The organism is Neobacillus niacini (assembly GCF_000759675.1).
GTDB classification, from domain to species: domain Bacteria; phylum Bacillota; class Bacilli; order Bacillales; family Cytobacillaceae; genus Neobacillus; species Neobacillus niacini_A.
Map to the genome: position 1 here is coordinate 14387 of NZ_BAWM01000066.1, position 12947 is coordinate 27333.

The following is a 12947-nucleotide window of genomic DNA, read 5'->3' on the forward strand; positions in this document are numbered from 1 at the left end:
TTTAGCAGGTTGATCAGGTGCGTGGCCAGCCCGCCGAGCGTCATCGATTTCTCGTGCGGCTTCCACGACATATGCTCCTCGGGCAAGCGTTCCAGAATACGGCGCGTAGTGGCCAGTTCATGCGTTGCGTCGCCGACGATCAGTTTTTTGACCATAAATTCCTCTCCTCCCTTATGGGGTATTGTAAAAGCAATTAACTTATTCTAGCTGGTAATGTTAAATATCATAGATGAGTCAGATCATTGATGAATCACATTATCAGAATACCAATAAAAAGCATAATCAGTCATAACTGAAGAATCACCCAATTGATGCAACATAGCTGAAATATTCCCTCTATGATAGGTTCCATGATTCACAACATGTAAGATCATTTCAGATAGACTTGTTTCTCTTAAACTTGCCCATGGATTATCCAGCATAATTCTCTTTTCTATATCCTCCTGACTTTTCAAAAAGGATTTAAACCGAGTTGATAAAGTGTGGAATTCCATTTCTAAGACTTCAATGGGCAGTTTCTCTATCTTTTCTTGAAGTTGTAATGAATATTGCATTGCTTCGTTCATATTCTGACCTTCGAGGATATTAAGCCATCCATAGTCCACTAAATAGATATGTGACAAAACCTTTGAAACAGAAGAAAAGACACTTTTCATTTCCTTTTGATATTTCTCAGAAGAAAGTGTCTTAAGATGATCAATAATCCGTTGATTTGCCCATACATGATAGTTATATAGATTTTCTACATGATTAACCATACAATCGCCTCCTTACCATCACACTTTTTAATATTCTTTATCAGAATGAATTATTCCTTTAAATATTATTACTTATCTGATGAGATCTTCAAATAAATGGCCCTTTAATTAAAAAAGACGCGTTCCTAAATAAACGCGCCCTATTGCGGAAGATCAATATTATTAAATGATTTCTATAATTAATAAGGAATTTTTGATTAAAGTCCCTGATAGTTTATAAATGCACTGTGCTACAATCTTTTTTAAAATTCAGCGGACATTTTTTCTCTTGTTTCTGGAATAGGACCTGGTTTTTAGGTGGAATTCCCCTTTAGGTGAAAACAGCTTCTTTTTAAAGAACAATTTCAACACCCTCTATCGTTTAAAGACATTAGCTATTTACCAATTAGACCTCTTTATACCACTGCATTTTTCTACAAAAAAATAAAGCAATGCTTACATTAGCATCGCTTAGAGAATTTCATAAATGGCTCATTTTCCGAATCCATTCCAGGATCGGGACTTGTGCTGCTTTCGCCAGAGCCGCTGATGGTTTTGGTAATGGAGACGGGTGAAATGTAAACAGCACCGCCAAAGTTAACAATTCCGCCAGAAATGGTACCGATTGAAACATTATTATGATTCGTGACCAAAGTAACCCCCTCCTTGGTGTTACTATTATGTTATGTACCGGTCGATTTAGGGTTCATGATAAAAAATACTTCTGAAAGAGTTCGAACTAAATCCGGTTTTATGGGGAATTATTCTTTAGTGACCGTCTCATGAGAAAAACAGCTCTAATGGTCACTCAAATTGCTCTATAGTTACCGTCTCTTGAAAAAAACAGGTCTAACGGTCACTCAAACCGCTCTATAGTGACCGCCTTATGAAAAAATCAGGTACAACGGTCACTCAAACTGCTCTATAGTGACCGAATCATGAAAAAAACGGGTCTAAGGGTCACTCAAAGCGCTTTAGAGTGACCGAATCATGAAAAAACCAGGTTCTATGGTCACTCTAAGAATTTTAGAATGACCGTAGAACCTGGTATCTCGACTGATAGGGTCTTTGAATAAGCCCCTATTTATGATATTAAAAAAACGATTTAAACAATTCTTGATGATCGTTGCATTCCTTACAAATATACTCAATTTCTAATGGGTCTTCTCTTACCATATGTACGGTTTCTCTGCTGCAGTTTTCACAAAATCTGACTTCTTGGATTTGTTCCATGAAATAAGCACCTCATTTTCTTAGTTCATATTAATTAGTATGTCCAAGAATATCATGCCTTTTTCCTCTTTTTCTATTCCGCTTTTTGTTTATAGAGAATCTCACTTTTTATATAGGAGATAACTGTATTCCTTTTCTATTTTTAAAAGCTCAGCCTTCATTGCCAATCCACCCCGAAAACCAGTAAGTTTACCGTTTTTTCCAATAACTCGATGACACGGTACGGTTAAAAGGACAGGATTTGCCCCAATTGCAGTACCAACGGCACGGACTGCTGATGGCCTTTGAATCGCATTGGCAATATCTGAATATGTCCACGTTTCACCGTAAGGAATTTTACACAGTGCATTCCATACCTCTGTCTGAAAATTTGTTCCCTTTAATTCTTGGGGAATGGTAAAAGAATTTCGTCCACCTTGAAAAAATTCTTTAAACTCAGCAACATATGGCTGCATCACATTATCATCCTGAACCAATTGACTTCCAGGATAATGTTTGTTAACCCAAACCTCCAATTCCTCAAAAGGCTTATCCTGCGAACCAACGTAACAGAGACCCTTAGAAGTTGCTGCCATATATAGTTTCCAATTTTCATAAACCAACTGTGTCCAATATAGTATAGGTTTCATCTTAAAGCCCTCCATCGTTATGTAGAATTCGATATTCATTAGGTGTAAACCCAATTTTCTTTTTAAAAAGAGTGACAAAATAAGCGGTATTTTTCATCCCAACTGCTAATCCAATAGTCGCTATTGAGGTGTTAGTATGGATTAAAAGCTCAATAGCTTTATTGATTCGAGTATGCTCGATATATTCATTAGGCGATATCCCTCTTACCCGCTTAAAAGTACGCTGTAAATGATATGGGCTACCGTGACAAACATCTGCAAGTGTCTGGAGAGTAAGTTTTTCTTGAAAATTCGAATCAATATATTCTGTAATTTGACTGATCCATACCTCGTCAGGTAGGCGTTCCCCCGTTGGCTTACACCGTTTACATGGACGAAAATTTGCCGATAAAGCTTGACGTGCATCCCTAAAAATAAGGACATTTTCTTTTTTAGGTAGCCTAGATTTACAGGATGGTCTGCAAAAAATACCTGTAGTCTTAACAGCGTAGAAAAAATGGTCATTAAATGTAGAATCGTTATCTAGAATTGCCTGCCATTTCTCTTCTGTTAATTGAATGTTTGAATCCCTTAATATGTTCATCAGGTTCACCTCTCTTACAGTATACCTATTTATGGAACTATATTTAAGGCTAACAGAATGAAAAAGCAAGATTTTGAAAGTACAAAGTGATATAACTTTAATAAGACTTTGAAAGTGGAGGTTTTTAATGGTTATCCAAACATGGGAAGATAACGACGATGAATTAAAACTGTTTTTACCGAAAGAATTCAACTTTAATGAAAATGTAAATTATCTTGTGAGGAATAGTAACGAGTGCCTTTTCCAGATCCATAATAATCGTGTTTACAAGGCCATTCCAATTGGAGAAGAAACACTAATTATTGAAGTTAGTTCTGTAGATGAAAACTATTTAATCATACGATTTTTGGGAGAGAGAAAGCCAACTAGTAAAACCATCCGTGCTGAAGTTGCCTGTTATGTCAGAGAGTGGTTTGATTTAGACAGAGATTTACGTCCCTTTTATACCATGGCAAAGGCGGATCCACTGCTTGGTCCAGCAGTTGATTCCTTTAATGGACTAAGGATTATTGGAATCCCTGATTTATTTGAAGCACTTTGCTGGGGCATCTTGGGGCAGCAAATTAACCTATCATTTGCCTACACCTTAAAAAGACGTCTAGTTGAAAAATTCGGTCGAAGTGTGGTCCATGACGGTGTTACCTATTGGGTCTTCCCTTCACCCCAGGATATAGCGTCACTTTCCGCTCCGGAATTGGAAAGCTTACGGATGACTAAAAAGAAATCCGAATATCTCATTGGGGTAGCACAACTAATGGTTGAAGGTAAATTAACAAAAGATCTGTTATTAAATGTAGGAAGTCATAAGCAAGCCGAGAAAATGTTAGTCAATATACGAGGTATTGGTCCTTGGACCGCAAATTATGTGTTAATGCGTTGTTTGAGATACCCTTGTGCCTTTCCTATTGATGATGTTGGGCTTCACAATGCAATTAAATATCGACTAGATAAAGAAATGAAACCTACCAAAGACGAAATCATGAAACTAGCAATAAACTGGACAAATTGGGAATCTTACGCAACCTTCTATTTGTGGAGATTTCTCTATTAATAGTAATACTTAAAGACCCAGAATCATTTCTGGGCCTATTTCGTTCTACGTATCATATTTTATTTTTCCCAAAGCTCAATCCATCTGCCATCTGGGTCGGCAATCCAATTAAAGATCCCAAACTCACTCTTTTCTGTTTCCTTCAGTAAAGGAATGCCTAGTTTTTCTAGGTGTAATAAACATTGCTCCATATTTTCAACCTGAAAATTTAACATAACAGGTTGCTCTGTTGGAAAATAATCACTATCTTCGTTAAAAAAAGAAAAGATCGTTTCATTTCCTTTATCAGTTTGAATGATGGTACCATTCCATTCATTTTCCATCGAAATTCCTAATACTTCACTGTACCACTTTTTTAAATCATTGATATTCTTTGTTCTCCAAAATACACCGCCAAAACCTTTTATCTTCATACACTTCACCTCATATTTGTATAACACTTATTATTCTAATAATACCATCAAATTCCTTTATCTCTCAACTTGATATTAATTTCCAATATATTTACAGTGTTTTTCTTGTTAAAAATCTAGTCGAATCCTTGGAAATTTAGTATGATGTAGTAATGTATTGATTCTTGTACAAAGCGAGGATAACGAAAAAATGGCCTTATTAACTGTTGAAAATTTATCTCATACATTCGGAGACCGTACTTTATTTAAAGACGTTTCCTTTCGATTATTAGCGGAAGATCACGTTGGGCTTGTCGGTGCGAACGGCGTCGGTAAATCTACGTTGATGAATATTATTACCGGACAATTAATTCACGATAGCGGCCGTGTCGAATGGACACCTAGTGTTCATTACGGTTATTTAGATCAGCATACTGTTCTTACCTCAGGAAGAACCATGCGTGATGTGCTTCGCGATGCCTTCCTTCCATTGTTTGAAAAAGAAAAGGAATTAAATGAAGTAATCGCTCAAATGGGCGAAGCAACTCCTGAAGAGCTTGAAGTTCTTTTAGAAAAAATGGGTGAAATCCAAGATGCCTTAGATGCAGGTGGATTCTATTCTCTTGATATAAAAATTGAAGAAGCGGCACGCGGATTAGGTTTGGATGCGATCGGTTTAGACCGTGATGTAGCTGCACTTAGTGGTGGACAGCGTACAAAAGTACTTTTAGCGAAGCTTTTACTTGAGCAGCCAAAGGTCCTTTTACTCGATGAGCCTACAAACTATTTGGATGTTGAGCATATTCGCTGGTTAACTTCTTATCTAAAAGAATACCCATATGCCTTTATCTTAATCTCCCATGATACGGAATTCATGAATCCAGTATCCAATGTTATTTTTCAATTAGAATTTTCTAAGCTAACACGTTATACAGCAAGCTATGAGAAATTCCTTGAGCTTGCTGAAATTAATAAAAATCAGCATATTAATGCGTATGAAAAACAGATGGAGTTCATCAAAAAACAAGAAGATTTTATTGCGAAGAACAAAGCGCGCTATTCCACTACAGGTCGGGCGAAAAGCCGTCAAAAGCAGCTTGATCGCTTAGAAAGAATTGACCGTCCTGAAACTGCGGTAAAACCAACCTTTGGTTTCAAAGAATCACGCAGCAGCAGCCGTTATGTATTTGAAGCGACGGATTTAGAAATCGGCTACACTCAACCATTATTGCCGAAAATGAGTATGACACTCGAACGCGGTGAAAAAGTGGCGATTATCGGTTGTAACGGAGTAGGAAAATCAACCCTTCTAAAAACGATGCTTGGAAAAATCGACCCTATAAATGGTAAGGTTGATCGCGGCGATTTCCTCTTCCCTTCTTACTTTGAGCAAGAGGTAAAAGCAGAAAATATGACGCCAATTGATGATGTATGGAACGCCTTCCCTTCTATGGATCAACACCAAGTCCGAGCTGCACTAGCACGCTGTGGTCTAAAGAACGAGCATATTTCTCGTCCAATGAATCAGCTCAGTGGTGGTGAGCAAGCAAAGGTTCGCCTTTGTAAGCTCATGATGAATGAAAGTAACTGGATATTATTCGATGAGCCGACAAACCATCTGGATGTGGTCGCCAAAGAAGAACTGAAACGTGCCTTAAAAGAGTACAAAGGTACCGTAGTTCTAGTATGCCATGAACCTGATTTTTACGAGGATTGGGTAACAAAAGTTTGGAATGTCGAAGAATGGTCACAACAACAAACAGTATAATTACCAGCCTCCCTCCTATCTCGTATAGGAGGGATTTTTGCTTGTTTCAGAGAATCGCCACAGTTGATTAATCGTTCGTAATGCTTCTCCATTTTTTTAAAAGTAAAAGAAACTCTTTAATACCAGTGGTTCACCAAATATATCCTTTATTTTCCTATCGATATTGTCGATGTATTTCTGTTTATTATATAGATAAAATGAATTTAATAAGGATAGTGCATTCTCTATAATCAAAACGAGGATATAACTACTGTGTTAAACTACAAAATCTATGAGGTGAAAAATTTTATGAAAAAATGGTCATCGGCTATTATTCTATTTATGCTTGTTTTTTCGTTAGCAGCTTGTGGGCAATCTGAAGATAAAGCAAATAAAGGTAATGAAGGAAAAGAAGATACAAAAACCGAGGAAGTATTTAAAATCGGTGCAATTCCCGATCAAAATGCTGCTTTCCTTCAAACAGGAATGGATGCAGTTGCTAAGCACTTAAGCGAAGAAACAGGCATGAAGGTTGAATTTGTCCCTTCTGTTGATTATGCAGCATTAGTTACAGGATTCCAACGAGGTGAAATTCATTTAGCATGGTTTGGCGGTTTAACAAGTGTCCAAGCACGAAACCTTGTACCTGATGCAGAATCTATCGTACAGCGTCCACGTGACGCAGAGTTCAAATCAGTATTTATTACTCAAGAAGGATCAGGTATTAATAAATTAGCTGATTTAAAAGGAAAATCATTTACATTTGGTAGTGAAAGCTCTACATCAGGTCATTTAATGCCACGATATTTCTTATCTGAAGAAGGCATTGATGCTAATACTGACTTTAACGGAAAACCTAACTTCTCAGGCTCTCACGATACAACTTACAAATTAATCGAATCTGGGTCCTTCCAAGCTGGTGCGTTAAACATTTCCGTTTGGGAAGCGGCTGTAAAAGAAGGCAAAGTAGACACAAACAAAGTGAAAGTTTTCTATACTACTCCAGATTATTATGACTATAACTGGACAATCAATAGCAATGTTGAAGAAGTATTCGGAAAAGACACTAAGCAAAAAGTAAAAGAATCACTACTTTCTATGCCAGGCGACTCAACTGAGATAGCTGATTTATTCCAAACGGACAAGTTTATTGAAACAAAAAATGAAAACTATGAAAAAATTGAAGAAGTTGCAAAAGAATTAGAGATTATTAAGTAGTAGGTGTTGTTACATGTCATCAAATACGATGATTGAAGCAAAAAATATATCAAAACATTTTGAGCGGAAGATAGCCTTATCTTCCCTTTCTTTTTCTATAAAGCAAGGAGAGCTAGTAGCCTTAATTGGTCCAAGCGGAGCTGGGAAAACAACCCTATTGAATTCCATTGCCGGCCTTGTCCCTCTTCAAAGTGGCGTGCTCCTAATTGACAATGTGCCTCTTGCCGAATATAAACGAGGTAAGCGGTTTGCGAAAAAAATTGGCGTCATTCGCCAGCAGTTCGATTTAATCGGTCCTCTTGCTGTTATTCATAATGTCCTGGCTGGAAAATTATCAGAATGGGGATTAATCAAATCACTATTTTCACTACTAGTACCGCAAGAAAAAGAAGTTGCCCTTATAGCGCTTGAAAGAGTTGGGCTGGCAGATAAACCTTATGAAATAACGGCTACATTGTCAGGCGGTGAACAACAGCGTGTCGCAATGGCGAGATTAATGGTACAGAATCCAGCAATCATCCTCGCAGATGAACCAGTTGCCTCTCTCGACCCTGCACGGGCAGACGATGTACTTGAGATGTTGACAAAAATTGTCTCAGAGGAAAATCAAACGTTAATCGCCAGTCTCCATTCAGTGGAATACGCAAGGAAGTACTTTAAAAGAATCATTTCTCTCAAAAATGGAGAAATATTTTTTGATTTGCCAACAGAACAAGTAAGTGATGAGCTATTAAAAGAGCTTTATCAACTAAAGGATCAGGATTAAGATGATGAAGCTGATCCCCTCCATTCAATTGCATAAAAGATTTATCCTTACTTTACTTTTGCTGGCAGTTTTCGTATGGAGCCTTACATCCATTCAATGGAACTCAGAGCTTTTCCATGCAGGCGGGATCCCTACAATGCTGCAAATATTTGAAGGGTTAATCCAGCCAAATTTGGAACCAAGTATATTATTAATCGGATTAGAATCTGCTTGGATTACACTTGCGTACGCTGTTGCGGGGATGTCACTCGCCATTATATATGCTTTTATTGTTGGTGTCCTTGCATCTGGAACGTTAACTTCAAGCAAATTTTCACGCATTATTTCTAAAGTATTTTTTCGAGGTATCTTAGGTTTTACTCGTTCAATTCATGAATTAATCTGGGCATGGCTGTTTGTGGCAGCTGTTGGACTATCCCCATATGCCGCTATCCTAGCACTTGCGATTCCTTACGGCGGAATACTAGGGCGTATTTTTGCAGATATGTTAAATGACGTACCGGTGCAGCCTATCCTCGCCTTAAAAGCAGTTGGTTCCAGTCGGCTTCAAACCTTGCTCTATGGTTACCTTCCATTGGTTTGGGCTGATTTTATAAGTTATACGATGTACCGCTTTGAGTGCGCCATTCGTTCCTCAGCCATTATGAGCTTTGTTGGACTTGGCGGACTTGGTTTTCAAATTCAATTAGCACTTGCTGATTTGAAGTATGAATCTGTATGGACATTTGTCTTTTTCTTAATTGCTTTAGTAATATTTGTTGATGTTTGGAGCAACTTTGTTCGCAAAGGGTTAACCGATCATAAACGAAACAAAGGCATTAGATCTGGCTGGCTATCTGTCTTATTTGCGCTGCTATTAATAGCAGGTTCCTGGCTGTATATTACCATTGGTGAAAATGCTCGTATGTATGAGCTTTTATCAGAAAAGAATCTGCAATATGCTAAAAAGTTTTTTGGTGGACTCCTTGGGATCGATCAAGAGAACCCAGCATTTCTTAATGGAGAAAGCTGGGCTATAGCGTTGAAGCTGACGATTGAGACACTAGAAATGAGTATTATGGCAATTGGATTTTCGACGATTGTGGCCATTATTACCGTGATTCCGGCTGCCAGAAACATAGCCAATGGAAGTCTTACACTAAAAAGGAAATGGTATAATTGGATTCTCTATGGCTTTATCCGCCTTCTGTATATTTTTTCACGGTCCGTTCCAGAGTTGGTCTGGGCAATGATGATCATTTTTATTTTTAAACCTGGCATCTTACCTGGCGCAATAGCCCTCGCCCTTCATAACTTTGGTATTCTCGGTAAGCTATGGGCAGAGGTGGTAGAGGATATGGATCCAAGACCAATCCGAAACTTAGCAACTGCAGGTGCTTCAAAAATTGAAATCTTATTTTATGGAATTCTTCCAATCGTTCTCCCGCGTTTTCTCACCTATATTCTATATAGATGGGAAGTTATCATGAGGACGACCATTGTAGTAGGGTTTGTTGGAGCAGGTGGTCTTGGAATGGACTTTAAGCTTGCAATGAGTTATTTTAACTATACACAAATCACCTTGTTGTTACTTTGTTATATGATTCTTGTCGTCATTGCTGACTTTGCATCGGAATCAACTCGGAAAGCTGTTAAATAACGAGCACATGTCCCTTATGGCTTGTGCTTTTTTTATATCCATTCACTTGCTATATATTCGCTAGCATATGATAGTCAAGTGCTATCTTAATAATAGCGGGTTGAATTGGTACTATACGTACTTTTTCGAATTTATATTAAATAAAAAATTGAAATGCTTGTATTAGATTCATGTTTTCTATTATCCTAATCATAGCAGTCAAAAATTTGTATCAAATTTTACATAAGGATTTGAACTGTTCAGATCATTTAGGAGTTGGAGTTATTTGGAAACAAAAAGAGCTTTACCTATTTTATTTTTAGTAATGTTCCTAGTAATGATAGGCTTCGGTATCATTATTCCTGTTTTGCCATTTTACGCAGAAAAAATGGGTGCCTCCCCTACTCAATTAGGATTATTAATGGCTGTTTATTCATTGATGCAGCTCATCTTCGCACCATTTTGGGGTAGATTATCAGATCGGATTGGGCGTAAGCCGATAATGATGATCGGAATTGCTGGATTATCGTTATCCTTCTTCATGCAAGCGATGGCTACAGAGCTTTGGATGTTATTTGCAGCGCGTATCATTGGCGGACTACTATCTTCTGCTAATATGCCAACAGCAATGGCCTATGTAGCTGATATTACAACACCAGAAAATCGTGGGAAAGGAATGGGGATTGTAGGAGCCGCAGTTGGCCTAGGCTTTGTATTTGGACCTGCCATTGGCGGCATATTTTCAAAATCAAGCATGAGCATGCCTTTTTATTTAGCTGGAGCATCTTCATTAATAACTTTAGTCATCATTTTCTTCTTTTTGAAAGAATCCTTACAAAAAAATACTGAAGCAGAGAACGAAAGCAACAAGCAATCGCGCTGGAAGGCATTTTCTGGTCCTGCATCGGTATTGTTTTTATTACAGCTGTTAATCTCCCTCTCACTATCTGGATTAGAAGCGACGTTTGCCTATTTTGCTGCCCAAAAAGCAGGATTAGGGGCCATTCAGTTAGGTTATATATTTATGATTATGGGTTTTGCTGGAGCAATCGTACAGGGAGGTATGGTTGGCAGATTAACAAAGAAATTCGGTGAAGGTACGGTTATTCAAGGCGGAATCATTGTATCTGCGATTGGTTTCAGTTTAATCCTGCTTGTTGACAGTTTTACAACTGCGGCTATATTTTTATCAATATTTGGTATTGGAAACGGCTTTATTCGTCCTAGTGTTTCTTCCCTGCTGACGAAAACAACAGATGCTGGTCATGGAAGTGCAACTGGACTGCTTTCATCCTTTGACTCATTAGGAAGAATTGTTGGTCCTCCTCTTGGAGGATGGTTATTCTCTCTTTCAATCGGATTACCTTATATATCTGGAGCAATTATCTCAGTTATAGCCTTAGTACTGTATCAATTTTATCGGTCAAAAGTATTAGCCTTAAAAACAAACTAGCATATGTCAAATGGACATGCATAAGATAGGTTACGAGGATGTACTTGTTAAAAGGAGTCGAGCTGAATGAAAATATTCTCTCATTTTACGACGTTTTTAATCCTGTGTATCATTGTTGCTCTTGTAGCCTATCTTGATTCGCCGTACTCATTTATCCATAGTGGCTATTCATACTCGACAATCAGTGAACCAGCCGTGGCACAGCCAGTAGACGTAGAACCGCCAACAGATGTGCCAGTTTTGGAGACTAGGCTCGATAGTGTTCAAAGAATGGACGGTTATTATGTAGAAATCTATCAGGAATATGAAGTTTACTATGATGAAAATGGTAAAGTGGTTAAAAGAGATCCTACATCTAAGACAGAAAGTGTCCGATATTGGGATGAAAGCACTAAAATTGAACCTTAAGAAAGCTGTCGAACTATTTTCGACAGCTTTTCTTTTTTCTCAATTTGAAAATGTTATTAGCACTTTGGAAAAACATTCGGGCACTTTGCTCCATTAACCGCTGTGAACGAGATCGCTGACTAAATCTTTCGAGGTACCAGCAATCTAACTCTTCCACCACGCCCCACTGCTGTCTTTAGCGCAATAATAATGATTGTGCGATAACCTGAGATGGACTACTAAAGGAATCAGGCAAAGTTTCTAATTCGTATTGAGTATATTCCAGCCTTTTACGACGATTAGTGTACTTGGGGTACGATGATGTAATAAGATATAACACAAAGCCGATTACGGTCAATATCAAGCTAATTGTAAGCCGACTTAAAGCCTCATCCGGTCGGCGAACCTCACGAATCGCAATGATGATCATAAAAACTGTATAAAAAAATAAAGCCCACAATTCACTTCCAATATAATGCACCCTCTTTTCTTATAAGGTGTGCAGACTGAAACATGTTTATAACTGCATTTTATTAAGATAATGAAGATTAATATTGAAACAGAACTAATGTTCGTATATAATAAATTTATCTCCAATGTGTAAACTCCATTAATTTAGAGCAATAATAATTGGAGCAAAAGGTAAAACTATACTATTTGTTAAAGGAGACAGAAAGAAAATGATTAAACCTTACTTATTGTTTAACAGAGAATGCGATGAGGCCTTTAAATGGTATCAAAAAGCTTTTGATGGAGAAATCATTGCGATTCAAAAATATGGAGATATGCCTCCAAATCCTGATTTCCCTGTTGCTGAAAGTGATAAAAACCTTGTTTTACATGCGGAATTGAAAATAACAGAAACAGGATATATTATGGGTTCTGATTATCAACAAGATTTACAAGATGCTGGGAAAGTGTGTATCAGTGTGGAGCTTAACTCTGAGGAACATGCTATAAACGCATGGAACATACTTAAAGATGGTGGAAATGTACATAATGACCTTCAACCAACATTCTTTTCTAAGCTCCATGGTTCTTTGAAGGATAAATTTGGAGTAACCTGGATGTTTACTGTTAGGTAATACCATTTTCGATATTTACATTTTTGAAATATACCGAAAATAGGTCAT

General features: G+C 37.6%; 14 protein-coding genes and 1 pseudogene. 8 read left to right on the plus strand and 7 right to left on the minus strand.

The genetic code is table 11. From position 1 onward, the window contains the following. The 6 genes and pseudogenes from TR08_RS31250 to TR08_RS19115 all read right to left on the minus strand — a co-directional run. Window positions 1-155, minus strand: a pseudogene (locus TR08_RS31250) (DinB family protein); the annotation flags it as partial. An 84-nt stretch (window positions 156-239) separates the two neighbouring features. Then, complete coding sequence (locus tag TR08_RS19100) at window positions 240-758, minus strand: DinB family protein (protein ID WP_045520932.1); 519 nt, start codon at window positions 756-758, stop codon at window positions 240-242. A gap of 440 nt (window positions 759-1198) precedes the next feature. Beyond that, a complete protein-coding gene (locus tag TR08_RS19105; protein ID WP_045520933.1) occupies window positions 1199-1390 on the minus strand; it encodes a spore germination protein in 192 nt (63 codons plus the stop codon). A gap of 439 nt (window positions 1391-1829) precedes the next feature. Beyond that, the gene (locus tag TR08_RS32670) at window positions 1830-1970 is read right to left on the minus strand and encodes a hypothetical protein (protein WP_193747793.1); all 141 of its coding nucleotides are present in this window, start codon (window positions 1968-1970) and stop codon (window positions 1830-1832) included. A gap of 101 nt (window positions 1971-2071) precedes the next feature. Next, window positions 2072-2599 (minus strand): methylated-DNA--[protein]-cysteine S-methyltransferase, encoded by a 528-nt coding sequence (locus tag TR08_RS19110; protein ID WP_274521032.1) that lies wholly within the window; start codon window positions 2597-2599, stop codon window positions 2072-2074. 1 nt (window position 2600) lies between these two features. Then, window positions 2601-3182: a bifunctional transcriptional activator/DNA repair enzyme AdaA gene (locus TR08_RS19115; RefSeq protein WP_045520935.1), complete on the minus strand. Its 582-nt coding sequence runs from the start codon at window positions 3180-3182 to the stop codon at window positions 2601-2603. A 127-nt stretch (window positions 3183-3309) separates the two neighbouring features. On the opposite strand from TR08_RS19115, the gene TR08_RS19120 reads away from it, so the two are divergent. Next, window positions 3310-4233 (plus strand): DNA-3-methyladenine glycosylase family protein, encoded by a 924-nt coding sequence (locus TR08_RS19120; protein ID WP_045520937.1) that lies wholly within the window; start codon window positions 3310-3312, stop codon window positions 4231-4233. Window positions 4234-4292: 59 nt separating this feature from the next. Here the strand turns inward: TR08_RS19120 and TR08_RS19125 are convergent, their stop codons facing one another. Further along, entirely contained in the window at window positions 4293-4646 is a 354-nt protein-coding gene (locus TR08_RS19125; RefSeq protein ID WP_045520939.1) for a VOC family protein, read from the minus strand. Between the two features lie 190 nt (window positions 4647-4836). On the opposite strand from TR08_RS19125, the gene TR08_RS19130 reads away from it, so the two are divergent. The 7 genes from TR08_RS19130 to TR08_RS19160 all read left to right on the plus strand — a co-directional run bounded on the left by TR08_RS19130 (window position 4837) and on the right by TR08_RS19160 (window position 12899). After that, window positions 4837-6393, plus strand: coding sequence for an ABC-F family ATP-binding cassette domain-containing protein (locus TR08_RS19130; protein WP_045520941.1), 1557 nt, complete (start codon window positions 4837-4839; stop codon window positions 6391-6393). A 288-nt stretch (window positions 6394-6681) separates the two neighbouring features. Next, window positions 6682-7590, plus strand: coding sequence for a putative selenate ABC transporter substrate-binding protein (locus TR08_RS19135; RefSeq protein ID WP_045520943.1), 909 nt, complete (start codon window positions 6682-6684; stop codon window positions 7588-7590). A gap of 13 nt (window positions 7591-7603) precedes the next feature. Further along, window positions 7604-8356, plus strand: a complete 753-nt coding sequence (locus TR08_RS19140) for a phosphonate ABC transporter ATP-binding protein (RefSeq protein ID WP_045520945.1) — start codon at window positions 7604-7606, stop codon at window positions 8354-8356. A 1-nt stretch (window position 8357) separates the two neighbouring features. Then, on the plus strand, window positions 8358-9995 hold the full coding sequence (locus TR08_RS19145) for a PhnE/PtxC family ABC transporter permease (protein ID WP_045520947.1): 1638 nt from the start codon (window positions 8358-8360) through the stop codon (window positions 9993-9995). Between the two features lie 265 nt (window positions 9996-10260). Further along, entirely contained in the window at window positions 10261-11427 is a 1167-nt protein-coding gene (locus TR08_RS19150) for an MFS transporter (RefSeq protein WP_045520949.1), read from the plus strand. Between the two features lie 66 nt (window positions 11428-11493). Next, window positions 11494-11835: a hypothetical protein gene (locus TR08_RS19155; RefSeq protein ID WP_045520951.1), complete on the plus strand. Its 342-nt coding sequence runs from the start codon at window positions 11494-11496 to the stop codon at window positions 11833-11835. A gap of 659 nt (window positions 11836-12494) precedes the next feature. Continuing rightward, window positions 12495-12899, plus strand: coding sequence for a VOC family protein (locus TR08_RS19160; protein WP_045520953.1), 405 nt, complete (start codon window positions 12495-12497; stop codon window positions 12897-12899). Window positions 12900-12947 lie beyond the last annotated feature (48 nt).